This is a genomic window from Flavihumibacter sp. UBA7668 (assembly GCF_002483205.1).
In the GTDB taxonomy this organism is placed as follows: domain Bacteria; phylum Bacteroidota; class Bacteroidia; order Chitinophagales; family Chitinophagaceae; genus Flavihumibacter.
The window spans coordinates 20,477-44,209 of record NZ_DLHM01000003.1; the positions used below are offsets into that span (position 1 = coordinate 20,477).

At 42.1% G+C, this 23,733-nt stretch carries 22 protein-coding genes; 5 read left to right on the forward strand and 17 right to left on the reverse strand.

What is annotated here, in order from left to right:
* Positions 1-67 precede the first annotated feature (67 nt).
* From B2746_RS05810 to clpB, 7 genes are all read right to left on the reverse strand, one after another.
* Positions 68-394 (reverse strand): hypothetical protein, encoded by a 327-nt coding sequence (locus B2746_RS05810; RefSeq protein WP_290791886.1) that lies wholly within the window; start codon positions 392-394, stop codon positions 68-70.
* 78 nt (positions 395-472) lie between these two features.
* The gene (queD, locus tag B2746_RS05815) at positions 473-835 is read right to left on the reverse strand and encodes a 6-carboxytetrahydropterin synthase QueD (RefSeq protein WP_290792341.1); all 363 of its coding nucleotides are present in this window, start codon (positions 833-835) and stop codon (positions 473-475) included.
* Positions 836-874: 39 nt separating this feature from the next.
* Positions 875-1,564, reverse strand: coding sequence for a hypothetical protein (locus B2746_RS05820; RefSeq protein ID WP_290791888.1), 690 nt, complete (start codon positions 1,562-1,564; stop codon positions 875-877).
* Positions 1,565-1,598: 34 nt separating this feature from the next.
* Complete coding sequence (locus B2746_RS05825; RefSeq protein ID WP_290791890.1) at positions 1,599-2,147, reverse strand: DsbA family protein; 549 nt, start codon at positions 2,145-2,147, stop codon at positions 1,599-1,601.
* Between the two features lie 47 nt (positions 2,148-2,194).
* The gene (locus B2746_RS05830) at positions 2,195-2,713 is read right to left on the reverse strand and encodes a YdeI/OmpD-associated family protein (RefSeq protein WP_290791892.1); all 519 of its coding nucleotides are present in this window, start codon (positions 2,711-2,713) and stop codon (positions 2,195-2,197) included.
* An 8-nt stretch (positions 2,714-2,721) separates the two neighbouring features.
* A complete protein-coding gene (locus B2746_RS05835; RefSeq protein WP_290791894.1) occupies positions 2,722-3,465 on the reverse strand; it encodes an SOS response-associated peptidase in 744 nt (247 codons plus the stop codon).
* A 12-nt stretch (positions 3,466-3,477) separates the two neighbouring features.
* Complete coding sequence (clpB, locus tag B2746_RS05840) at positions 3,478-6,078, reverse strand: ATP-dependent chaperone ClpB (RefSeq protein ID WP_290791896.1); 2,601 nt, start codon at positions 6,076-6,078, stop codon at positions 3,478-3,480.
* A gap of 206 nt (positions 6,079-6,284) precedes the next feature.
* On the opposite strand from clpB, the gene B2746_RS05845 reads away from it, so the two are divergent.
* A complete protein-coding gene (locus B2746_RS05845; RefSeq protein WP_290791898.1) occupies positions 6,285-7,349 on the forward strand; it encodes a serine hydrolase domain-containing protein in 1,065 nt (354 codons plus the stop codon).
* Here B2746_RS05845 and B2746_RS05850 read toward each other — a convergent pair.
* On the reverse strand, positions 7,346-9,256 hold the full coding sequence (locus B2746_RS05850) for a DUF3857 domain-containing transglutaminase family protein (protein ID WP_290791900.1): 1,911 nt from the start codon (positions 9,254-9,256) through the stop codon (positions 7,346-7,348). The genes B2746_RS05845 and B2746_RS05850 overlap by 4 nt on opposite strands.
* Positions 9,253-11,280: a DUF3857 domain-containing protein gene (locus tag B2746_RS05855; protein ID WP_290791903.1), complete on the reverse strand. Its 2,028-nt coding sequence runs from the start codon at positions 11,278-11,280 to the stop codon at positions 9,253-9,255. The genes B2746_RS05850 and B2746_RS05855 overlap by 4 nt, the downstream gene beginning before the upstream one ends.
* Positions 11,281-11,315: 35 nt before the next feature.
* Between B2746_RS05855 and queG the strand changes: the two genes are divergently transcribed.
* Positions 11,316-12,266, forward strand: coding sequence for a tRNA epoxyqueuosine(34) reductase QueG (gene queG, locus B2746_RS05860; protein WP_290791905.1), 951 nt, complete (start codon positions 11,316-11,318; stop codon positions 12,264-12,266).
* Here the strand turns inward: queG and B2746_RS05865 are convergent.
* The 6 genes from B2746_RS05865 to sppA form a co-directional block, all read right to left on the reverse strand.
* Positions 12,251-13,495: an LVIVD repeat-containing protein gene (locus B2746_RS05865; protein WP_290791907.1), complete on the reverse strand. Its 1,245-nt coding sequence runs from the start codon at positions 13,493-13,495 to the stop codon at positions 12,251-12,253. The genes queG and B2746_RS05865 overlap by 16 nt on opposite strands.
* 6 nt (positions 13,496-13,501) lie before the next feature.
* Positions 13,502-14,947, reverse strand: coding sequence for an outer membrane beta-barrel protein (locus B2746_RS05870; RefSeq protein WP_290791909.1), 1,446 nt, complete (start codon positions 14,945-14,947; stop codon positions 13,502-13,504).
* Positions 14,934-15,506, reverse strand: a complete 573-nt coding sequence (locus B2746_RS05875) for an RNA polymerase sigma factor (RefSeq protein WP_290791911.1) — start codon at positions 15,504-15,506, stop codon at positions 14,934-14,936. The genes B2746_RS05870 and B2746_RS05875 overlap by 14 nt, the downstream gene beginning before the upstream one ends.
* 187 nt (positions 15,507-15,693) lie before the next feature.
* On the reverse strand, positions 15,694-16,182 hold the full coding sequence (locus B2746_RS05880; RefSeq protein ID WP_290791913.1) for a DUF2911 domain-containing protein: 489 nt from the start codon (positions 16,180-16,182) through the stop codon (positions 15,694-15,696).
* 18 nt (positions 16,183-16,200) lie between these two features.
* Complete coding sequence (locus tag B2746_RS05885; RefSeq protein WP_290791915.1) at positions 16,201-16,647, reverse strand: hypothetical protein; 447 nt, start codon at positions 16,645-16,647, stop codon at positions 16,201-16,203.
* A 17-nt stretch (positions 16,648-16,664) separates the two neighbouring features.
* Positions 16,665-18,422, reverse strand: a complete 1,758-nt coding sequence (sppA, locus tag B2746_RS05890) for a signal peptide peptidase SppA (RefSeq protein WP_290791918.1) — start codon at positions 18,420-18,422, stop codon at positions 16,665-16,667.
* A gap of 59 nt (positions 18,423-18,481) precedes the next feature.
* Here sppA and folK point away from each other — a divergent pair, with 59 nt between their 5' ends.
* Genes folK through B2746_RS05905 form a run of 3 tightly spaced genes read left to right on the forward strand, consistent with a single transcriptional unit; the run spans position 18,482 to position 20,861 of the window.
* Positions 18,482-18,967, forward strand: coding sequence for a 2-amino-4-hydroxy-6-hydroxymethyldihydropteridine diphosphokinase (gene folK / locus B2746_RS05895; RefSeq protein WP_290791920.1), 486 nt, complete (start codon positions 18,482-18,484; stop codon positions 18,965-18,967).
* The gene (locus tag B2746_RS05900) at positions 18,964-19,596 is read left to right on the forward strand and encodes a deoxynucleoside kinase (protein WP_290791922.1); all 633 of its coding nucleotides are present in this window, start codon (positions 18,964-18,966) and stop codon (positions 19,594-19,596) included. The genes folK and B2746_RS05900 overlap by 4 nt, the downstream gene beginning before the upstream one ends.
* 8 nt (positions 19,597-19,604) lie before the next feature.
* Positions 19,605-20,861, forward strand: coding sequence for an MFS transporter (locus B2746_RS05905; protein ID WP_290791924.1), 1,257 nt, complete (start codon positions 19,605-19,607; stop codon positions 20,859-20,861).
* A gap of 5 nt (positions 20,862-20,866) precedes the next feature.
* Here B2746_RS05905 and B2746_RS05910 read toward each other — a convergent pair whose 3' ends face one another.
* The gene (locus tag B2746_RS05910; protein ID WP_290791926.1) at positions 20,867-23,098 is read right to left on the reverse strand and encodes a cation:proton antiporter; all 2,232 of its coding nucleotides are present in this window, start codon (positions 23,096-23,098) and stop codon (positions 20,867-20,869) included.
* A 43-nt stretch (positions 23,099-23,141) separates the two neighbouring features.
* Entirely contained in the window at positions 23,142-23,624 is a 483-nt protein-coding gene (locus B2746_RS05915) for a YkgJ family cysteine cluster protein (RefSeq protein WP_290791928.1), read from the reverse strand.
* Between the last annotated feature and the right edge of the window lie 109 nt (positions 23,625-23,733).

Consider the following 23,733-nt stretch of genomic DNA (forward strand, 5'->3'; position numbering starts at 1 on the left):
TAAACACAAGCCATCAACGTTGTTGATGGCTTGTTTAGTATTTTGTTATTCGCGAATAAAGAACTGATCAGGCAGTTTTGGGAGCATCATCTCCATCGAATTTATCCTTGAGCTTAGCCCACCAGCCGCCGGCTTTACCTTTTAGTTCTTCCCATTTCTCTTTGGCCTCATCGTCCCAGGTATCCACCTCTGCACTTAATTCATCAATTTTCGTGCTGGCTTTTGTTTTCAGCTCTTCAATTTTCTCGTCACTAAAACCGGTTTTGGTCTGGAACTGTTTCCAAAGAGCTTCTGCTTTGTCTTCAATTTTATCCCAGCTATCCTCCACTTTATCTTCGAATTTATCCCAGCCACTTTCGGCTTTGTTCTTCAGGTCATCTGCATTTGTACTCATCGCTAATGTTTTAATGATTAAGGTTTTAAACCTTAGTAATTTACGTAAATTAAGCCGTTGGACAAGTTTAATAAATTGCTATTTCCCGGTATAAATAACACCGGAACTGGGGGTTTCATGCAACTCAATTTTGGCCAGTAAGGGCAGCAATGGTTTCACCTGATCCCAGATATAAACGGCAATTCGTTCGCAGGTGGGATTATCCAGTCCGTCTATATTATTCAAACATTTATGATCCAGGCGATTCACAACCGGCTTTACCACTTTTTTCAGAACAGCGAAATCCATTACCCATCCTAATACCGGATCCAGCGGGCCTTCCACCCAAACCCGAAGCCGATAGGTATGGCCATGCATTTCCTTACATTTATGTCCCTCGGGCACATTGGGTAAAAAATGAGCAGAATCAAATGTAAATTCCTTAAACAGCAACATAGTCAGCAAATATGCCGCGAAGGTAGGATTAATGAAGCAATTTATTTATTGGTTCAGCTGCTGAACCATGCGGATCAACTCATCCGGATTTTTGGGATTTACAGATTTTGCCTCTTTCAGGTAGTTTCCGAATGCGGGTGATAATTCAGCAGCCAACCCATTTAAGTCTTTTTTTGATTTGGGAAATTTAACCAGTTTTGCAGCTTTCACATCATAGAGGTACCAGTCCTCTTTTTGCACAAATTTGTTCTTATAAGTTCCAATATTTATCATCTCTTGACTTACTGTTTTTTCCAATAATTGAAGCAAATGAAAATTGGCACCATCCTCCATTACCCGATAATAAAAAGACCGGTCCTGACTGCCAATAGCCGGATATTCATTTCGGAAAAGATAGGTTGTGGGCTGGCCATTCAGATCAACCGTATAGGTGATCTGCTTTACCGGATCCTTGAAATGCATTTGATTCTGCCCATCCCGAAATGCCGGCTTATTGCTATAGAGATCAAAATTCAGGGCCCCCTCCTGCGATTTTAAGCCATTACTGAAAATTATATTGCCGGGCTTCCACTCTTCGGTTGCAAAGGGCGAACCTTCAATTTCTTTGGCATTTGAAATCATGCCACGGCCTTCCCGGTCGGTGGCGAAAATGGCCTGAACACCCAGCACTTTAACCTGGGCGCCGGCCAAACCGGAGAGTAAAAGGCATAAAAAAAGGAATCCTGAATGTTTCATGATTCCAATTTAGTTTTTTTCCCCATCTGAACGATCAGGCTCTTTTTTTCTTTGCAGGTAAATGATCCTGTAAATGCTTAACCAAAGCTGTTGGAGTTATTTTACCTTCATACAAGGTATCGTTTATAAAAACGGCAGGAACTTCCCTTACCCCTTTATCTACTCCCTCCAATAGATCAGCCCGAACCGTCCACCCGTATAATGAGTCTACAAGTTTGGGAATCAGATTCTTATCCTTCACTCCTGCCTCCCGCGCATATTCCTTCAAACTGATGGAACCCAGGCGTTTACGGTTGTTAAACAGAAGATGGTGCATTTCCCAAAAACGACCTTCCTGCACGGCTGCCACTGCTGCTTCTGCTGCTTTATGTGCGAATTGATGCACTTTGGTTAATGGGAAATGGCGGTATTGGAAGCGAATCTGATCAGGATATTTCTCCAGTAACAAATCGATGGCTTCCTGTGCTTTTGCACAGGCTTCACTTTCATAATCCCCATACATTACCAGGCGGACAGGCGCTTTTTCGCTGCCAATCCAGATGGTTTTGGGTTCAATAATTTCTACTTTGTTCGGAATTGACATATATGCTCCTTTTTTTTGAGCAGTTAGTTGGTGGTTATAAGACAATTTTAGGGGCCAAAAGGTTGTTTCTTTCCGGCCCGGATCATTTGACCATAGTCCCATTTTTTAAACAGGGCATCCACGCATTGGGCTACCCTACGGGTTCTGGTTTGTTCTGTTTTGGCTTCTTCAATCCATTTGGTGAAATACCGCTGATGACCTGGCGTAAGGGAATTGAAAAATTCCCTGGCGGCTGGTTCATCCTGCAGACATTCCAGCAAATCTCCGTTTATTTTTAGTTCTTGCGGGTCAAATTCCAGTTTTAGGCGAATGCTGTCTCCTTTTTGCTTACCCAACGCCTTTCTTATTCCTGCTTTCAGGGGTAGGATAAAATCGCCTCCACCCATTGGCAACAGCGCCATTGCTTTGATTTCCAGTTCATCCAGTCGTCCTTTTACCCGGAAGGATTTCTTGCAGCCGGGATTCAGCTTTTCTGCCTGTTTTTGTGAAATCAGCAGGTATGACCAGCCGGTTTTTTCTCCCTGCTGATCAAATTTCTCTATTCGGGCTATCCAGCTAACTAACATAATTCCAATTATAAAGTTGGCAATCCTTCAAATTCAGCCGGTTCAACCGGATTTAAAACCTGCCGGAAGTCTTTCTGAATGGAATAGGCCTTTAGTTTATCGCTCTCCAACTGATAAGCTGTTAACTCCCTTATTCGTTCCGGTTGCAGTTTTGGCCGAATCCATTCAAGTGCAAGTTGATCAGGCAAAATAAGCGGCATTCTTTTCTTTTTATTATGAACACTACTCATCAGCGTATTGGCGGCTGTTGTAACAATCGCGAAGCTAACCAGGTGTTCGCCCGTATCCCGGTCGGTCCATTCCTGCCAGATCCCCGCCATATAAAAAACCGGTTGATCCGGCAGATAAATGAAATAGGGTATAGCTGTTTCTTTTTTAGCGCCTTCCAGTTTCACATGCCGCCACTCATAAAATCCGCTGGATGGAACCAGACATCTTCTGTGAATGGCGGCTTCCTTGTAGAGATTGGAACTCAGCAGATTTTCACCCACTGCATTCAGCGTGGTGTATTTCTGGCGGTTGGCTTCAACAGCTGTCCGGTTTTTCAACCAGGGGGCCAGAAACTCCCAATGTGCACTGACTACCTCGGGTTTTGCGACATGCTCAGACAATCGAATAATGGGCCAGTTGCCGTATTCAAATCCACTTTGCATCGCAAAAACGGAAGGTGATAATTCCGGTAATGCAAGACTCAAATCGCCAATGGAAAAAGCCCTGCTTTCCGGAACGATCAGCCTGTTATAATAACACATGCCGGAAGATAATTATTCATTTCTAAAAACCACTACTCCATCAAAAACATCTACCAGTACGGCTTTATTTTTATCGATATCACCCATCAGAATCCGCTTACTCAATTGATTCACGATTTCTTTCTGGATCAGCCTTTTCAACGGTCTTGCGCCGAATACAGGATCAAATCCATGTTCTCCAAGATAATCAATGGCATACTCGCTGAATTTCAGATCAATGCCATTTTTTGCTACCAATTGTTTCAGTTGATTCAACTGAATGCGGATGATATTGCGGATATCGTTCCTCATCAATGGCTGGAACATAATGATTTCATCCACGCGATTCAGAAATTCCGGACGGATGGTCTGCTTCAGCAAATCCATTACTTCGTATTTGGTGCGACCCACTACTTCTTCCTTATTCTCTTCTGTTACATCTTCAAAATTCTGTTGAATAATATGACTGCCGATATTACTGGTCATAATGATGATGGTATTTTTAAAGTCCACCACCCTGCCCTTGTTATCAGTGAGGCGGCCATCATCCAATACCTGCAGCATAATGTTCCAGACATCCGGATGTGCTTTTTCAATCTCATCCAATAATACCACACTGTATGGTTTGCGTCTTACTGCTTCAGTAAGTTGTCCGCCTTCATCGTATCCAACATAACCGGGAGGTGCACCAACCAGGCGCGATACCGTATGTTTCTCCTGGTATTCACTCATGTCTATCCGGGTCATCATATGATCATCGTCAAAGAGATAAGCTGCCAGTGCCTTTGCCAGTTCTGTTTTACCAACACCGGTGGTTCCCAGGAAAATAAAGGAGCCAATTGGTTTTTTAGGATCACTTAAGCCGGCTCTGCTGCGGCGGATGGCATCTGCCACGGCGGTAATGGCTTCTTCCTGTCCAACTACCCGCTCGTGCAACTGATCCTCCAGCAGAAGCAGTTTTTCTTTTTCACTCTGCAACATTTTAGCCACCGGAATCCCGGTTGATTTGGCTACTGATTCTGCAATATCCTCAGCGTCTACTTCTTCTTTCATCAGGCGACTGCTGTGTTTACCATAGGCTATCAGTTCCTCTGACAAATCAGCGATCAGTTTTTCCTGTTCCTGAATTTTACCATAGCGGATCTCCGCTACTTTTCCATAGTCACCATTCCGCTCTGCTTTTTCTGCTTCCAGTTTATAATTTTCAATGGTAGCTTTGGCAGTCTGAACCTTCTCCACCATTTCTTTTTCCTGTTGCCATTTTGCTTTCAGGGTATCACGTTCCACACTGAGGTTGCCAATTTCAATGCTGAGGTCCTTTAATTTCTCTTCATCATTTTCTCTTTTGATGGCTTCCCGTTCAATTTCCAACTGCCTTATCTGGCGATCCAGTTTATCCAATTCCTCGGGCATGGAATTCATTTCCAACCGAAGTTTGGCGGCACTTTCATCAATCAGATCAATGGCTTTATCAGGCAGAAAACGATCGCTTATATACCGATGTGATAATTCAACTGCTGCAATAATTGCCTCGTCTTTGATTCGCACATGGTGGTGGGTTTCATATTTATCCTTGATACCACGCAGGATGGAAATTGCATCTTCCACATTGGGCTCATCAATCAATACTTTCTGGAACCTGCGTTCGAGTGCCTTATCTTTCTCAAAGTATTTTTGGTATTCATTGAGGGTGGTTGCACCGATGGCACGCAGTTCACCACGCGCAAGGGCGGGTTTCAGAATATTGGCGGCATCCATTGCGCCTTCTCCCCCACCTGCACCAATCAGGGTATGGATTTCATCAATGAAAAGGATAATTTCCCCATCACTTTTAGCCACTTCATTCACTACACCTTTTAAGCGTTCTTCAAACTCCCCTTTGTATTTGGCGCCTGCAATCAACTGCCCCATATCAAGTGCAAAAATGATCTTACTCTTTAGGTTTTCAGGAACATCTCCATTTACAATTCGCATGGCCAATCCTTCGGCGATGGCTGTTTTACCAACGCCGGGTTCACCTACCAGGATCGGATTGTTTTTGCTGCGCCGGCTCAGGATATGCAGTGTTCTGCGAATCTCTTCATCCCGGCCGATTACCGGATCGAGTTTGCCATTACGGCCCATCTCGTTCAGGTTTTTGGCATATTTATTTAAGGTATTGAATTGTGTTTCCTGGGTTTGGGAGGTGATATTTCCGCTCTTTCTCAATTCCTTGATAGCGGTAATTAATCCTTTCTCCGTTAACCCTGCATCTTTTAAAAGTTTAGAAGTACTGTCATTTCCCTGCTGTATAGCGAGCAGTAGATGTTCCGGGGTTACGAATTCATCACCAAATGATTTAAGCGCAGCTCCGGCCCGAAGTACCACATTATTTGCATCGCGGCTGATTGATTGTGCCGGATCTGCCCCCTGTGCTTTGGGTAATTTATCAAGCAGTTGATCCAGCTGTTGCTCCAGCTGGTTCACTGTTACGGAATTCTTCTTCAGCAGGTATTCAATGGGAGAATCCTGTTGATCGAGCAGGGCTTTTAATATATGCTCGGATTCAATATTGGCATGCTGACCATTGAAGGCCAATTGCTGGGCCTGTTGAATGATTTCAGCTGCTTTAACAGTAAAATTATTTAGATTCATAGTATTCTTTTCAGTGTTCAATTCTACTGATCAAACTACAATCCAAGCTGTTAATTCAGGCAATAATGACAGTAAAATGATATACGTACTGACGCATACGCCGATTTTGTAGAAAAAATCGGATTTTTTTTCAGGAACCATAACGATCTCCGAATTTTAACGTTATGACTTCGTCCCGTTTTTTAATTTAGAAGATATATCCAATTATGAGACAACTATTTACCAGCTTACTTGGCCTTGGTTTATTGATAAGCCTTCCTTCAACAGCGCAAAACCTCCCATCAACAGCGCAAAAACTTAAGAACAATCAGGTTGATATCCCCGAAATTACAAGTGGATTGGAAAAATACAAGAAAGATCTGGGGAATGATTTTGTTGTAATCGTTCATAAAGATGGGAAAGATGTGTATCGCCGGGAATTTGGTGAAATGCGGGCCACCACACAGGAGCCAATTGGGGCGGCCAGTCAGTGGCTTACTGCCGCGCTGGTAATGAGTTATGTGGATGAAGGAAAGATTAGCCTGGATGATAAATTGGGGGATTATCTCCCTATTTTTCAGAGTTATAGCAAAGGTTATATCACCATGCGGATGTGTCTTTCCCATACAACAACCATTGAATCAGACCCACCCATTTTCAGAACAGCACTTAAAAAGAAGAAATTCGATACACTGGAAGAAGAGGTGGCCAGTTTTGCGAAAGACAGAAATATGAAAGGCCGTCAGGGTACACAGTTTTATTATGGAACAGTTGGACCCAATATAGCAGGCAGGGTTTTGGAACTGGTGGTTAAGCGCCCATTTGACCGGGTAATGCGCGATCGGTTGGGCAAACAACTCGGCTGGCGCAGAACAAATTTCATGAGTGATGGTGTATATGCAGAAAATCCATCTGCCGGTGCCAAATCCTCACCGGATGATTATATGAAATTCCTTACCATGTTGCTAAACAAAGGTATGGTTGGAGAAAAAAGGGTACTAAGTGAAGCCTCCGTAAATGAATTGATGAAAAAACAAACAGGTGCTGCCAGCATTGCTTATACTTCTCCGGTATCACAGGGCAATGACTATGGGTTTGGTTGCTGGATTCAGGAAAAGGACGAAGCCGGAGTTGGTACCCTGGTTAATTGTCCGGGTGTAACCGGCACCTGGCCCTGGATCAACCGTTCCAAAGGTTATGCTGCGATTGTATTTACCAAAGGAGATATGCCCGAACAGAAGCGGATGGTTTTTGAAGAAATCCGCGAACTGATTGAGCAGCATCTTAATTAATTCTCCGCTTTTACAAGAACCAGTTTGGCACGGTCAGCATTATACATCTTTTCGTAGAAAACAAGCAGCTCATTGTATGATTTTGCCGGGAATCTGCCTTTGATCAGTTCAAGCCGGCGGGTATAAACAAGGGTAGTACCCTTAAGTTCTGCTTTTGCCTGATAGGTACCAAAAGGAGTTTTGAGTTCACCATCTTTTATAGGTCGTTCTACTTTATACCCTTCTGGAATGCTGATTTGAACTGTATCTGATTCAATCTTTTCCTTATTCAGGATGATATCATAAAGGCGATTGGTATCTACTGATAATTTATGTTCCCATTTATTAAAAATATTGGGTACAATAAAAAGGCGCTTGCCTGTGAACTGCGCATAATGATCTGCGGTAATTTCCAGGTTTTCTTTTATTTCGGGAATAATGCCGGATGTTTCTTTGTAATCAAATGAAGTGATGGCATATTGCGGAATATCTATAACTGATTGCAGTTTTTTTAGTTTTTCCTCCTGAGAATAACCATGAATAAAAAAGTGAAGATCATCTCCCAGCATTGCTTTGTAACGGTTATTAGCTTTGATTTTTAATTGTCCCTCTTTATTCAGTTCTGCTGTTATGGAAGAAAGATATTGATTGTCTTTTTTGGTATAAGCGGGTGTACGGGCCAAAACACCTCCCGATTCCGTAATCAGAAGTGCATATCGATTTCCGGTAAATCCGCCCATATAACCTGCCGCTTTGGTTTGGCTGGTACATTCAAGCCAGATGGTATCCTTTTGAAATGGAACTGCACAAATAGCATGATTAAAATAGGAGGCGGGAAAATCAACCGGAATATCACGTTCCTCCTCTCCTGCTCGAATTAAGACATAGTGGGATTTGATACCGGCTTCTTTCAGCAATGCAACCATATAATTACTCAGGGCTTTACAATCACCATACCCGTTGGATGCTAAATATTTTGCAGAAAATGGAACCCAGCCGCCAACTCCCAATTGGATGCCTATATAATGGGTTTTAGATTGCATGTATTGATAAAGCTTAACTACTTTTTCTTCTTCCGTTTTACAATTGCTGATAATTGCCTGTACCTTTTGCTTCTCTTCTTCCGGCAATTGATCTTGTCCGTCTGTGAGGGTTTTAATAAATTTTCCAAACTCCTGCCAGGTCGACATATCTCCTTTATAATTCCCAAGTTTAAATGTCGAAGCTCCCAATGCTATATAAGGAGAAACTTCATGAATAGGTGGTGCGCCGTATTCATCCGGTACGGCATTGAGATTACTGACCGTCCAGATTTCTGTTTTCTTCTTACCTGTGTTGGTTTTAATACTCATTCCCGGCAGATTGAACAATTTAGTTCGATAGGTATAGTCTGGTTCGGAAACTATAACGAAGCTGCTGCTCTCAACTGCCATACTTCTTCCTTTAACCGGACTCCATCCAGGTAGAAACATAGTCTGGTTATTCGTTACTACAGAAGTATATTCAATGGTATAAGGATACTCCTTATGTTCAAATGAATGATACTTTATACGATCATCTACTATCATTTGACCTGCTGCATAAGCCGGCCGATCCTGAATCTCTGATTTTTTAAGACTCCTGATTTTAACCCCCATTGCATTGTACAGAGTTCCTTCTATTTTGTCAATACTGGAGAGCTTTGAATAATTATCAGACCAATATGCATACCTGCTGCCAGCTTCATTCAAAACGGTCAGTACATAATGTTCCCGGATAGTTACTTTGCTTTCAGAATGGATTTCCAATACCGTTTCATGTTTTCTGATAACTGCATTGGCATATTTCAGCAGGTTTTTTGGAATAGTAAAAGAAGGATATTCATCGGCGAAGGCGGAAAAACCAACCAGCAGGTGAACCACAATAAAAACAGCTATTTTTTCTCTCATGGCTGTGACTTTTTCAGAACAATCTGTTCTGCTTGTTTTTTAATTACATATCCAAAAAATTCTCGTAATGGCTCGTATTCTTCTGGTGAGAAATAAGCTTTTGATAATACTACTCTTGTTCTTAACTGAATACGGGTGGGTTCTGCAGATACCAGGTATTCAAAATATCCATCCCCGTCATTCAAACCAACTTTGGCCGATTTTGGCAATTCATCTACTACATAACCCGGTGGAATTTCAAAATTCAACAGGTAGGTTTCATCAATCCTGTAAGGCATTTCTACCGGGTAAGCGCGTTGGGCCGATTGGAAAGGATTATCCTTGCTGAAGGGGTCCAATACGGGATCTATATAAAGTACATCCGCATCTTCGTTTTTGGCAACAAAATCGTAGGTTATTTTTATTGGCAAATCCTGTTTTTTGAGGGAATCTATTCCGGTATTACTGATTTCAAAAGTTGAACCAAATTGTGTTTTTAAACTGCTGAATATAGCATCCTGCCCTTGTTGACGAATTAAATTCCTGTATTTAGTTGATTGGAAATAACCCAGACTGGCTTGAATACTTCCTTTAATATCCTGAGGCGATGCAACTATTGTAGCCAATGTAACTTTTCTTTCCAATACTGAATCTGCAGAGAGCATAATAGGAATGGGTTCATTCATCAATACTCTTGCATGACCATTGTAACATTTAGAACCCAGGCGGCCAAATCCCAATTCCGGTTCAGTTGCATCCAATAAATAATCATTATCACCAATCAAAGCGGCACAGACCACATAATTGAACCGATCCATCAGAGGGTATAGCTCATGCGTATAACCGCGATCCCTGGTACTTAGAATTACTGGATAAGCAGTAATGCCATTTGACTTCAATGCTGAAATCAACATCAGGTTGATATCTCCAACACCGCCTTTTCTTGTTTTGATAACATTCTTCAGATTTCCACTTGAATAGATGCCGCCAGATCCATTCCAGGTAAAATTATCGCGGACATATTCGTAAATACGTTTAGCTTTTTCGGTCTGGTCGGTTATTCCGGCAATTACAGGTTTCAATAAATCATCCAGACTGCCTTCCACTTTTCTCATAGCCTCGCCAAACGATTCCCTTTTCATAAGGTCATCTGTAACCTTTGACCAATTCTCCATAACCATTTGAACCGGCTGATTGGGATAACGAACAGCAGAAAGTTGAAATTCAATTTTACTTCTGTAATTTTCAAGAGTGGTAATAAAATTTTCAGGTTTCAACGCTGGCACATCCTTCATTACCCAGCGTTTCATTTTTGCCATTCCCGTAAATACAATATCCCTGTTTACAGAACCTAATCCTTCCGATCTGGTACTATGAATTCGATACGTTCTGGAAGATTCCTTACTAGTGTTTATATGGTAGGCCTTGTAACCTTGTGTGAGAAACACATAATCATAATATTCAGGAATTTCCACTTCATATTCACTCCATAGAGTCGGGTGTTCACGTTGAAAATCCCATGGCTTGAATTCGAAAATATAATCAGACCGAAGCAGGTAGCTCAACTCAAAAATGGAACCCTCCCTTAATGCTGGCAGGGAAAATTTTTTGGCTGTTATGTTTTTGGTAACCTTTTCCGTAAATACCTGATCTCCATCCAGTTTTGTCTCAACTACTTTGCCATTTTCCAGATTATAGGTTACCCCGTTAAACTTTCGAATTTCTTCCTTCATATCATTATTGGTTGAAGAAAAAAGCGGAATAAGAAATTGCCCGGCATCAATTCCGTTTTTATCCACGATAAAAACTCGGATTTTACGTTCAAATTCATAGCCAAAACCAGCATCATTATTGGGTACAATTCTTGAATATCCCATATCACCCAGAATAATGGCATGTGCTCCGGAATCAAATGAAGGAGTTTTTTGTTTGAAATCTTCGGGACTAACTTTCCCAAATTTGAAAGGAGGCTTATCTTGTGCATTAACCGAGATAGAGATTAATACAACAGCGAATAATACAAGAAATTGGATTCTTTTCAGCATAAGGTTTAAGGTTTCAAACGCGAAAAATAGAAAAATTGATCAATAATCAAAATAGAGCCCAGCAAATAAAACAGATTTCTTCAGAATTGGGCTTTAGCTATTGTGGAATCGCTAAGAGTAAACAATTAGACGAGGATGCAAGAAGGCTTGAATTATGGCTGAACAGGGGCTACCACGGAAGCATGCAATATATGGCCAACCATTTTGATATGCGGATCAATCCGGCTAAACTGGTTCCCGGGGCTCAATCGGTTATTACTTTACTCATGAATTATTTTCCCGCTGAAATCCAGCCAGACCAGCTTCCGCGTATTTCAAAATATGCCTATGGAATGGATTATCATGAGGTCATCCGGGAGAAACTGCGGCAATTTCTGGAGCGGATAAGGGAAACAATCGGCGATGTGGAGGGACGTGGCTTTGTTGATTCAGCACCGGTTTTGGAACGTGCCTGGGCAAGGGAAACGGGTTTGGGCTGGATCGGGAAAAACGGAAATCTGATCAATCGCCAGTCCGGTTCCTTTTTTTTTATTGCGACGCTGATTACAGATTTAGCCGTGGACCAATACGATTATCCGTATGCGAAGGATTATTGCGGCACTTGTACGAAATGCGTGGACGCCTGTCCCACGGATGCAATTGAACCGGATAAAACTGTCAACGGAAGTAAATGCATTTCCTATTTTACGATTGAATTAAAAGAGGAATTGATTCCCGAATCGGAAAAAGGGAAATTTGAGAACTGGCTGTTTGGATGCGATATTTGTCAGGATGTTTGTCCCTGGAATCGTTTTTCAACTGCAACTAAAGAAGCACAGTTTACACCCATTCCGGAACTGTTTAATTTAAGTGCGGCAGACTGGGAAGCAATGGGAGAGGAAAAATTTCGGAGTGTTTTTCGTCATTCTCCCATCAAAAGAGCAAAACACAAAGGAATACTCCGAAATCTTCACTTTATTGAAAAACCGAATCAGGAAAATTTATAGTGACTTAGAAATTCCAACCGGCCATCTGTTTTTATCTGAAACTGATAGAGGCCATCTTTCCCTACTACCAGTGCCAGATTTCCATTTAGGATAATATCAAATGCCTCGGCTATATCCAGTTGCTGCTTTAACTTAATGGAGGTTTTGCTGGAAACATCATACACTTTAAGTCCGGCTTTCCCATCACATAAATAAATAAACTCGCCTTTCAATCCAAGTCCATGTGGATTGGTCATAGGAAAGGATTTAACCAGAGCAGGTTGCATTACATTACTCACATCCAGAATATCGAGTTGATTCGTGGTGCCGGTGCAGATATTTCCGGTTCTCAACGTAACATAGGCATATTTATCATCTGCTACAACCGGATCACAGGCTCTGGCATGCGTGAAAGATCCGAGTAACTGAGGTTGTGCCGGATTCTGTATATCTGCAATAAACATTCCTGTATTAGAGCCTATAAATAATTTGTCTTTGAATGGATACACTGTTTCAATTCCCCATCCCAGGTTAAGATCACCCTGAAATGCCGGATCAAAGTTGGAGCTAATTGAATAACTTTTTAGTGTCCCCGTATTTACCAGAAACAGATTTTCATTAACCAGGGCAAGTCTGGCCATTGAACCACCTTTTCCATCGGAAGCTTTGGCGCTGCCGGAGCTCAATTGTGCAAAGGAACAATTAGGGCAACCAAAGCCAGGCATATCTATGATATCAGTCTCAACATCAACTGTTGTATCCTTTTTGATCCAGTCAACAATTACAAGTGATGTATCCAGAAAATATCCGTTTACATAATTTCTTTCCGGGAAAGCGCCTTTGATGGTTTGTTTTAGTACCGGGTTCAGCGGATCATTAATATCCAGAACAAGCAAATCGGTAAACAGGTCTGCGTACAATGCATTGCCTTTTACAGCGATATCCACATTGCCGGGAAGAGCGATAAAGGCTTTTGCTTTTGGAGCAGCCGGATTGGCATTATCAATAATATGAATACCTCTGGCCGGATCGCTCATGAAGATCCACTTCCCAAACCAGTATATTTTCCCGGATTCTTTAATAGGATGTGCAGCTTCGGCCTTAATATTAGCCAAAACGGATGCTTTGGAAGCAAAGACCGGCTTTTGGAGTGTATAGGTACGTGTTACTTTATCTTTAAAGCAGGAAGAAAACAGCAGGCAGCAGCAGGCAGCAAGGAAAATTTTTCCTTTTGTCATAAGCAGTTTCATATCGATTTATTTAGAATTACCTAATAATAAACGGGCATTCAATCCAACGGTAAACAGGCGTTTGCTACCTGCCGTTTTATCAATATTCCGCAACTGATAGTTGAGATAAGGACCAATAGATAAGTTCCAGGAAGATCCGGGAAACAGGCGATACTGTAAGCTGGTTTGTGCGCTGGTTTGAAATTTGTTTACCAGGTCATTATCCTTATAGTAAGCACCAGCCGTTTCATTATAATGAAGGGCATCTGTGCTTATGAGGTAACCAAGCACGATCCCATTATTCCAGGACAGTCTGTTTTTTGCATCCAGCGCCCAGCCAATTTCCAACGGTATCTGCAGGTAGTGATACGCATTATAATAAGCTTTTCCTTCATTACCGGCACCAGTATAAGCAGCTGTTCCGGAAATGGATTGTAACCGGAAATTGGAATTCACGGCACTACTGTCGATTTTTCTGCCCACCTCAATTCTGTTGGAGAAATAGGCATACTGTAAGCCAGTTATAAAATTTGTTTTTCTGCCTATAGGGCGACTGATACCTATACTTGCCTGAAAGGAAGGACCTGCTTTAACATCTGAAGGACGAGGGTCAAGAGGGGCTGCAACACTTGGGCCTAACAGTGCATTACCGGCCATTGCTTCATACCGGGGTGCATAGGAATTACTCAAACCTTCCCGCATTGAGCCACTGCCTCCGCCCATTTGAAATGCCAGGTTCCAGTTGTCTTGTTTTTTTGTAGGTGCTTCAGGCTGAGATGCCAGCAAATCAGCATTTAATTTAGTATCTCCTTCTATTGCTCCATTGTCTTCAACAGGACCTGCTGCAGGCTTCTGCAATTGAAACGCTATAAGTTTTCCAGACAAATCAGTTTCTTCCATTACATTTCTATCAGCTGCAACCGAAAACTCCGTCTTTTTTGAAACGAATAATTCCGTTTCGGTTTTTACACCTTGACTGGCAGCAGTACGGCTATTAGATTTCTTTTTTGCTGCATTATTCAAAGCAATAGCTGCTGATGCTTTTTTATCTGCAGTATGCTGCTGCTTAGATTTTTCAACGGAAGAAGATGAGTTTGACGAAGACGCTGAAGAAGATATGGAACCGGAAGTAGAATTTAATTCATTATTTCCTGAGGTTGATGAGGGGTTGTTGGATTCTGAAGCGCTAATAGGCCTGCTGTTGTGCTGATCAGGTTTTGTATGCTCCTTCTTTTCAGTATGTTGTGCCTGTTGACCTGCTTTGGGGGATTCGTTCAATAATGCCGGACCAAAAAACCATAGGGATAATCCACCGGCCAGCATGGCTGCAGCCAACCAGATCCAGGCAAATCCCCGCTTTCGATCCTTTTCATTTAGTTGCGCGGCAACCCGTTCCCATACCTCAGTGGATGGTTCCAGGCGAAGTTCGTTAGCCTTGCGCTGAATGGATTTATCAAAATCACGATCGGGCATAGTGAGTCGATTTAATTGATTCGGATTCTTTTTGCAGCCAATTCATCAACAGGCTGCGGGCTCTTGCATATTGTGATCTGGAAGTTCCTTCATGGATTCCCAGCATGGCACTTATTTCAACGTGGGTATAACCTTCTATTGCATGCAGGTTAAAAATTGTTTGATAACCTGGCGGCAATTGTCGCACCAGGTCAGCCAGTTGTTTGGCATCCAGACTTACCTCCGGATTGTCGGGAGATACCGGATGCAGGTAACCCGGCTGATCCGTACTAAACGATAAATCATACTGGTAGCGGCTGTTTTTCTTAAGATAATTGATGGCTGTTGTTACCATAATCCGGCGAATCCATGCACCCAGGTCACCTTCTCCCCGGAATTGGGCCAGATAATGAAATACCTTTACAAATCCCTCCTGTAAAACATCTTCAGCATCATTCATTGATTTGGTGTACCTGTAACAGACCCCCAACATTTGGGCAGCAAACTGTTCATACAGTGCTTTTTGCGCTGCGGGTTTCCCTTTCAGGCAGTCCCTCACCAGTTGGTGTTCATTGGTCATATCCTTGTAATAAGCTGACAAGGTACTGTTCAGGTTCGTTGCACCATTGTTAAAACTATTTATAGTTTCTTTAACCGTGCAGAGTGGTTGTTAAATAGGATAATCGGTTAATAGTTTAATTATCAAGCAGATAATAAAAAAACCTCCAGATTTGGAGGTTTTTTCAAAAGTAGATTTAATCTGTTTATCAGGTCACAGGTACAGTTGCCTGGGTTGTATCCCATTCCATAATAAGCTTACCGCCATCTAACCGAATGGTAAAATTCTCAACCACTCCGGATGTTTTACCTACCGGTGCTGAAACCTTCAATACATCTTTATCCTTATGTTTATCATATTCATATGCACCCCATTGTTTCAGTTGTCCGTTCAGAATGATGGTCCATTCTGTTGCGTTCGGAATTACAAATAAAGTATAAGTGCCGGCTTTAACAGGTTTTCCACCCAAACTTCCATCTTTCTTAAAGGTTATTTCTGTTGCTTCATCTGCACCAGCTCTCCATACTTTACCATAGGGAACCAACGCACCAAAAATATCCCTTCCCTTTTTAGCAGGACGACCATAGGTTACACTTACATTTTCATTGTTAACCGTTTCATGCGGACTTTTACGATTTTGTGCACAGGCCGGAAGCATAAAACTTATTGCAACCAGCGCCAGTAGTAAGGATTTCATATTATTGTTTTATTAAAATTAAGGATTCGATTCCACAAGCTGCTTTAATTTTCCAAGGCTTTCTTCCATAACAGGTCCCATTTGTTTATCATACACAATGCTTCCCAATTTGTCCCAGGGATACCAGGATAATTTCATATCAAAAAACCATTGTACTGTTACGGTTCCTTCTTTCACTTCATACACAGCATAACTGCTATTAAATGTCTTGTCGCCAGCTGTCCATTCTGCACTAACAAGTGAATCGCTGGTAATAATGGGACGTACTGCAATTACCCGGGTACTATCCTGAATCCAACGGTTCCATTTTCTATCCTCCAGCAATAAAGGCAAAACCATTTTTTTTTCTGCCTGGATATCAACGGCCCTTGAAATTCGGATTTCTGATGGAATTAAACTGGTAAATGCTGTTAATAAAAGGAAAAATGCAACAAAACTGATACCAATTAATTTAATAAATCGCATAGCCTTAAAACAACAGTTTATTTGAATATCAATTGGAATGGAAGTTTTGCCTGCGTCTTTCCGAAAGATGCCTCCATGGCTTTCCATTCTTCATACAGCCGGTACCAGTCTGAATCAATTTCTTCTTTGATTTTATTTTTTGCTACATTTTGAGAGAAGTTTCCGGTTAATTTTTCCAACCAGTTCTGCCGCTCAGGAAACTGCCGGATTCGGTAGGATTCCAATTTAGCAAGATTTGCTGCTGCTTGCATTGCAGTTTCCATTCCACCAAACCGATCAGCAAGCCCTAATTCGATGGCCTGTGTACCTGTCCAGATTCGCCCCTGTCCAATACTATCAACTTCAGCAATCGTCATTTTTCTACCTTCTGCTACCCTGCTCAAAAATGTATGATAAATACTGTCTACTCCTTCCTGTAAATATCTTTTTTGAATCGGACTCAATGGTTCTGTAATAGTTGGTGCATTGGCGTAGGGTCCGGTTTCGACTCCATCGAAGGTAACACCGAGTTTTTCGGAGAAGAATCCCTGCATATTGGGGATGATGGAAAACACACCAATTGAACCGGTAATAGTATTGGGTAATACAAAAATACTATCTGCATTACAGGCCATATAATATCCTCCGGACGCCGCTACATCACCGAAACTAACAACAACCGGTTTGTCCTTTTTTGCCAATTCAATTTCACGCCACATGTTTTCACTGGCCATTGCGCTGCCCCCACCGGAATTGATTCGAATAACTATCGCTTTGGTTTTATCATCCAGTCTGGCTTTGCGGATATAGGTTCTGAATTTATTTCCCCCGATCTGATCTTCACTTCCATCACCGTCTACAATATCTCCCTGTGCATAAATTACCGTAATCCGATCCGTCCCTTTTCCGCTTAATGCAGATACTGCTTCAGCATATTTTGACAGGGATACAAATTTTATTTTTTCAATGGAAGCGGCATCTGTTTTTCTTTTTATTTCTTCTTTTACTTCGTCTTCATACCGGTAACCATCCAATAGTCCCGCCCGCACTGCATCCTGTGCTGTACGGATACTATTGCTGTCTGCCATTTTTCGTAAATCATCCACGTTAATCTTGCGAGTTTCCGCTGTTGATTGCAATAGATGAGAATATATTCCTTCCAATAATTCTTTGCTTTGCAATTTATTGGGTTCGGTCATTTTTTCTTCCCGGAAAGGTTCTGTTGCACTCTTGAATTTACCGGCATAGAAAATTTGGGGTTGAATTTCCAGTCGGTCCAGGGCTTTTTTAAAGAAGATATATTCCAATCCTAGTCCGGTCCAATCCAGCCCGCCTTTGGGATGACAGTAAATTTTTTCTGCTTTGGTTGCTACATGGTAGGCCTGCTGTGGAATTACTTCTCCATAAGCAAGCACAAATTTTCCGGCATCTTTAAAGGAACCAATTGCATTTCGAAGTTCTTCATTGGTGGCAAAACCATTTGCATTCCCGCCGATTTTAAGATAGAGGCCATCAATCTGGTCATTGTAGGCAGCATGATCCAAAAGCTGAATCATGTCATAAACACCGGGTTGTGTATAGGGTTCATCTCCGGTAAGAGGAGCAAATGGATTTTCTTTTGACTGTTCCAGCAATGGCTTGCTCAAATCGAGGTATAAAACCGAATGTGCTTCCAGCTGAACAGCATCCTTACTGGCAAGTGCACCCGCAATTCCAATCAGAAGAAAAAAAGAAAGAACACTAAAAACAACCAGAGCCAATAGTGCCGCAAAAAAGTATTTAAAGAATTGTGCCATACGAACGCTTGGTTAAAAAACGGATTGACTGATATTTGAGCCTGTAAAGTACAGAATCTATGCATACAGCCTATCTGTTGATGGGAGGGAATATTGGAAACCGGGAAGAATATCTTAAACAGGCAATTGGTTTGATCCGGAATTTGGCCGGCAGGCCGGTACAAGTATCCTCGTTGTACGAAACAGCTGCCTGGGGAAAATCGGATCAGGGAGCCTTTCTGAACCAGGCTGTACAGCTGGAAACCTTTTTAAGCGCTGCTGCATTAATGACTACCCTCCTTCTTATAGAAGATCAGATGGGCCGCAAACGACTGGATCGCTATGGTCCAAGGATTATTGATATTGATATTTTATTATATGACCAGGAAGTTCATCAATCTACTCATATTAACATCCCCCACCCTGAACTACCGAACAGGCGCTTTGCTTTAGAACCTTTGGGTGAAATAGCACCTGACCTTATCCATCCGGTGCTTCACAAGACAATACAGGATTTATTATTGGTATGCAAGGATCCGCTGCCTGTTCACAAAATCACCATATGAACTACCACTATATTACAATTGAAGGAAATATAGGCGTTGGAAAAACCACCCTGGCGCATTTATTATCCAAACATTATAATGCAAGACTGGTGCTGGAAGAATTTGCCGACAACCCCTTTCTTCCCAAGTTTTACGAGAATCCCGGTCAGTTTGCCTTTCCGCTGGAATTGTTTTTTATGGCAGAACGGTATAAACAATTAAAAGAATTGATTCATACAAAAGATCTCTTTCATTCGGTTACGATTTCGGATTATCTCTTTACCAAATGCTTGTTATTTGCAAAAGTGAATTTACCTGAGGAAGAATTCCATCTTTATCAGCGCCTGTTTGAAATCATTCACCAGCAATTGATCCAGCCGGAAATCCTTATTTATTTACATGCACCTGTACAGAAACTACAGGCAAATATCAGAAAGCGCAATCGTTCCTATGAACAAAAAATTCCGGATGAATATCTCTTTTCTATACAGGAAACCTATACCCATTATATAAAACAGCACAATATTAAAACGCTGTTTGTAGATGTTTCCAATGCTGATTTTCTGGGTAATGAAAAACACCTGAATACCATACTGGATGCGCTTGAAAAAGACTATGAAAATGGTCAGCATTTTATTGCACTCCCATAAACAATAGCATGACTGAAATACAAACCATTGAACAGTCCAGGAATGATCCGATGGCCAGCATGCGATTACCGGAATTCAGGTTCATGATGGCAGGTCGGTTTAGTTTTATAATGGCGCTTAGAATGATGGCCACCCTGGTGGGATGGTGGCTGTATGAATTAACAGGCGATCCCTTTGCTATTGGACTGGTTGGTTTGGCGGAAGCTGTGCCGGCTATTTCACTGGCATTGTATGCCGGACATATTATTGATCTGTCGGACAAAAGAAAACTCCTGCTAAGGGGCGTGACATTATATCTGGCTGCTGCCAGTGTTTTACTACTACTCTCCTATTCTTTTCAAACCGGCAATAATAAAACCATGCTGGTTACTGGTATTTATTGTGTAATCTTTTGCACCGGCATAATCCGGTCTTTTACCGGCCCTTCTTTTTCGGCTATATTAGCACAGATGGTACCCCGGCCCTTATTGGCCAATGCCATTACCTGGAATCAGGGCGTATGGTTAACTGCTTCGGTAACCGGTCATGCTGCGGGTGGATTTATAATTGCCACTGTTCATTCCAGCGGAACACTCTGGGTTATTTGTTCTCTGATTGCAATAGGATTGTTATCCATGTACCGGCTTTTACCCAAACCACCTTCTGCCAAAGCCGGCCAGCAGAAAACCTGGGAAAGTGTAAAGGAGGGAATCCGTTTTGTAGTTGGAACCAAAGAAGTTTTAGGAGCCCTGACACTTGATCTGTTTGCCGTGTTATTCGGTGGTTTAGTGGCGATGGTTCCGGTATTTGCAAAAGATATTTTGAAAATTGGTCCAATTGGATTCGGATGGTTGAATGCCGCTGCAGATATTGGTGCTATTCTGGTTATACTAACCCTGACTTTTTTTCCCATGAAAAAAGCGCAGGGGAAAAAACTGTTTTTTGCCGTAGGCGGATTTGGATGCTGTATTATTCTCTTTGCGCTTTCCAAAACTTTTTGGATTTCCTTTGCGGCTTTATTGGTTTCAGGGGTGCTGGATGGTATCAGTGTTGTTATCCGGGGCACCATTCTTCAACTGAAAACGCCGGATGAAATGAGAGGCCGGGTGATGAGCGTAAATAGTATGTTTATCAACAGCAGCAATGAAATTGGGCAATTTGAAAGTGGTATGGCTGCCCGAATGCTGGGTGTTGTTCCCTCTGTAATTTTCGGAGGTACCATGACCCTTGCAGTCGTTATTATCACCTGGTTCAAAGCACCCTCTTTAAGAAAAATGGAATATTAAACTATTTATTCAGCTTTGATTAAATCCACAATTTTTTCCCGGTCGCCCACTATCCATACAATATCATCCCATTGAAATTCAGTATGTGAATCGGGATTAAGAATTCGATTCCCAGCTCGTTCAATACCAACAACCAGCCCGTTTGTTTTTTCTCTGATTCCTGAATTTCTTATGGTTTTCCCTTTTAGCTGATTATGTTCATCCACCCGAACTTTCATTAATCGTACTTCCTCTTCTTCTTCCGTAAGTAATGGCATGGTTTCCGGCTCTACAACCGGACGAAAAACCTGTAATTGCAAATCGGTTCCAATTATAGCAAGTTTATCGTACGGGTAAATTTTTTCAGTACGCTGGGGTGTTGTAATTAATTTTTTTCCACGTTCTATGGACGCTATATTGATGCCATATTTTTCGCGCCAGGCCAGCGTTTCCAGATCCATACCCAAACAGTCGGCATCCGGACTGATAATAAAATAGGCAAGGTGGGCATCCCAGGGACTGAGGGTACTATTGGCTCCTGCATTGGCCACCAGCTCACGATGATTCAGATTGGTGATGAAGCGTCTTTCAATTCGCGCATAGAAGGCTTGCAGGCGTTGAGAAAAAATAAACAATACAACTCCCAGCACAACCACCGCACCAACAATGGCTATTACAACGGTAAAGAGTTGATTCAACAACAGGAATAGATAAAATACAGCCAATAGATTTCGGAGTACTTCCACCAAAACAAGCGGTCCGTGGTTTACCTGTTCATTTAACCAGAGACTTGTATAGGCACCCCGGTTTAATTTTTTTATGGTCAATGCCCAGATAAACGGGGATGCAACCAGCAATGTCATGAAAATAGTAAGAAGGTGAGCCGTAAGTGGCTGATTCAGCAATTCGACCAGCCAGGGATCCAAAAATTTAACTGCCAGAAAAATGGCTGCAAGAATAATAACGGAATTCAAAACAATTGCATAGAAATAGGTTTGAAAAACCATTTTCCAATCGGCATCAGCCGGAATTTGCTGGGCACCTGAGCTGTATCGGTTTAATCTGTTTCGCCATTTTGGTGGCAACGTTTTATCCAGCCATTTATAAAGAGGTAAAGCCGATCGTATCATGAAGGGGGTGGAAAAAGTTGTTATCACAGATACACCTACTGCTATGGGATATAAAAAATCGGAGGTAACGCCAAGGCTTACCCCAAGTGTTGCAATAATAAAGGAGAATTCCCCGATCTGTGACATACTCATGCCGGCCTGCAAGCTTTGTTTGAGGGGTTGACCGGAAATAAAGGAGCCAATCGTAATATTGATGGTTTTTCCAAGGATTACTGCAATTGTAATTATAAGTACCGGAATACGATATTCCCACAAGAGTGCAGGGTCAATCAACATACCGACAGATACAAAAAATATGGCGCCAAACAGATTTTTCACCGGTTGCATCTGGTGTTCAATGGCCTCCGCCTGCGTGGTTTCTGCCAAAACGGATCCCATAATAAATGCACCAAGAGCCGCAGAAAATCCAACATAAGTTGCAAGAATTACCATGCCCAAACACATACCCAGGGAAATGATCAGCAGGGTTTCATCATTGAGCCAGCGTGCCACCCATCTGAAAAAACTGGGGATAACAAGTATTCCAAATAAAAACCAGAGACTGAGAAAAAAGACCAGCTTCACAACTTCAATCATAAGGTCCAAACCGGAAAACTGCTGACTAACAGCAACGGTGGAAAGTAAAACCATTAATAGGACAGCAACTATATCTTCTATAACCAGCATCCCCATCACCATACTGGCAAAACTGGTTGATTTGAGTCCCTGTTCCTCAAATGCGCGGATAATAATAGTAGTGGATGAAATGGAAATTATACCTCCCAGGAAAATACAGTTCATGGTGGACCAGCCCAGAATAGATCCGGTAGTGTAACCAAGGAGGAACATGCCGGTGATTTCAAAAATACCTGCAATGGATGCGGAACCTCCCACCCGCATTAATTTTTTAAAGCTGAATTCAAGGCCCAGATTGAATAGCAGCACCACAACCCCGATCTCAGCCCATATTTTAATATTTTCCAAATCACCGATGGTGGGGAAAAAATTGAAATTCGGCCCAACCAGCAAACCTGCTATGATATATCCTAAAACCAGTGGCTGCTTTAATCGTTTGAACAAAAGCGTAGTTATGGCAGCGGCTCCAAGAATTAATGCCAGATCTTTTATCAATACAGGTAAATGCGCCATAGTCGCAAATATCGGGCAGGGAGCCCATTTTTCAGACAGGCCTTCATTTTAATTTCTGGTTCAGATTTTCCAGAACGAGAAAAACAGCCGGACAAAAACTGCTGTTCTTAAGTGTGAGTGGAATTCTTTTAAGCAGCACATCTTCATCGGTATAGGGGAAACGGGCACAATCTGAGGGCCTGCTATCATATACACTACAGGCATTATCAGATCCAAGAAAGGGGCAGGGCGATGATTTGGTAACATAATCCCCTTCTTTGTCGAGCTGGAGATACTGGGCAATAAACTGACTTTCTTTCATCCCGAGCAGTTTACTCAGGCGTTTGATGTCTGTGGTCTTAAATCTTGGTGAATAATTTTTGCAACAGGCTGCACAATCCAAACAGTTGATTTTCTCAAATGCTTCCTCATGCAAATCAGGCAGGGCTTTTAATACCTTGTTTTTGGGAGCCGTTTCCAGCATCCGTTTAAACTGTTTCTGACGCTCCTCCGATCTTTTCTGCCAATGCTGCGGTAAATCCTCCATTCCACAAAGGTACTCCTTTCACCCGACCGGTGCCACCCGACCGGTAATTCCGGTCGGGTGGCACCGATCGGGTGGAGAAAAGATTGTAACTTTGCGCATCCAAAAAGCA

What these genes read in the sequence shown, in the direction of transcription:
- B2746_RS05810 (WP_290791886.1), bottom strand. Translation starts at nt 394, where the DNA reads ATGAGTACAAATGCAGATGACCTGAAGAACAAAGCCGAAAGTGGCTGG.
- B2746_RS05820 (WP_290791888.1), bottom strand. Translation starts at nt 1,564, where the DNA reads ATGAAACATTCAGGATTCCTTTTTTTATGCCTTTTACTCTCCGGTTTG.
- B2746_RS05825 (WP_290791890.1), bottom strand. Translation starts at nt 2,147, where the DNA reads ATGTCAATTCCGAACAAAGTAGAAATTATTGAACCCAAAACCATCTGG.
- B2746_RS05830 (WP_290791892.1), bottom strand. Translation starts at nt 2,713, where the DNA reads ATGTTAGTTAGCTGGATAGCCCGAATAGAGAAATTTGATCAGCAGGGA.
- B2746_RS05835 (WP_290791894.1), bottom strand. Translation starts at nt 3,465, where the DNA reads ATGTGTTATTATAACAGGCTGATCGTTCCGGAAAGCAGGGCTTTTTCC.
- clpB (WP_290791896.1), bottom strand. Translation starts at nt 6,078, where the DNA reads ATGAATCTAAATAATTTTACTGTTAAAGCAGCTGAAATCATTCAACAG.
- B2746_RS05845 (WP_290791898.1), top strand. Translation starts at nt 6,285, where the DNA reads ATGAGACAACTATTTACCAGCTTACTTGGCCTTGGTTTATTGATAAGC.
- B2746_RS05850 (WP_290791900.1), bottom strand. Translation starts at nt 9,256, where the DNA reads ATGAGAGAAAAAATAGCTGTTTTTATTGTGGTTCACCTGCTGGTTGGT.
- B2746_RS05855 (WP_290791903.1), bottom strand. Translation starts at nt 11,280, where the DNA reads ATGCTGAAAAGAATCCAATTTCTTGTATTATTCGCTGTTGTATTAATC.
- B2746_RS05865 (WP_290791907.1), bottom strand. Translation starts at nt 13,495, where the DNA reads ATGAAACTGCTTATGACAAAAGGAAAAATTTTCCTTGCTGCCTGCTGC.
- B2746_RS05870 (WP_290791909.1), bottom strand. Translation starts at nt 14,947, where the DNA reads ATGCCCGATCGTGATTTTGATAAATCCATTCAGCGCAAGGCTAACGAA.
- B2746_RS05875 (WP_290791911.1), bottom strand. Translation starts at nt 15,506, where the DNA reads ATGACCAATGAACACCAACTGGTGAGGGACTGCCTGAAAGGGAAACCC.
- B2746_RS05880 (WP_290791913.1), bottom strand. Translation starts at nt 16,182, where the DNA reads ATGAAATCCTTACTACTGGCGCTGGTTGCAATAAGTTTTATGCTTCCG.
- B2746_RS05885 (WP_290791915.1), bottom strand. Translation starts at nt 16,647, where the DNA reads ATGCGATTTATTAAATTAATTGGTATCAGTTTTGTTGCATTTTTCCTT.
- sppA (WP_290791918.1), bottom strand. Translation starts at nt 18,422, where the DNA reads ATGGCACAATTCTTTAAATACTTTTTTGCGGCACTATTGGCTCTGGTT.
- folK (WP_290791920.1), top strand. Translation starts at nt 18,482, where the DNA reads ATGCATACAGCCTATCTGTTGATGGGAGGGAATATTGGAAACCGGGAA.
- B2746_RS05900 (WP_290791922.1), top strand. Translation starts at nt 18,964, where the DNA reads ATGAACTACCACTATATTACAATTGAAGGAAATATAGGCGTTGGAAAA.
- B2746_RS05905 (WP_290791924.1), top strand. Translation starts at nt 19,605, where the DNA reads ATGACTGAAATACAAACCATTGAACAGTCCAGGAATGATCCGATGGCC.
- B2746_RS05910 (WP_290791926.1), bottom strand. Translation starts at nt 23,098, where the DNA reads ATGGCGCATTTACCTGTATTGATAAAAGATCTGGCATTAATTCTTGGA.
- B2746_RS05915 (WP_290791928.1), bottom strand. Translation starts at nt 23,624, where the DNA reads ATGGAGGATTTACCGCAGCATTGGCAGAAAAGATCGGAGGAGCGTCAG.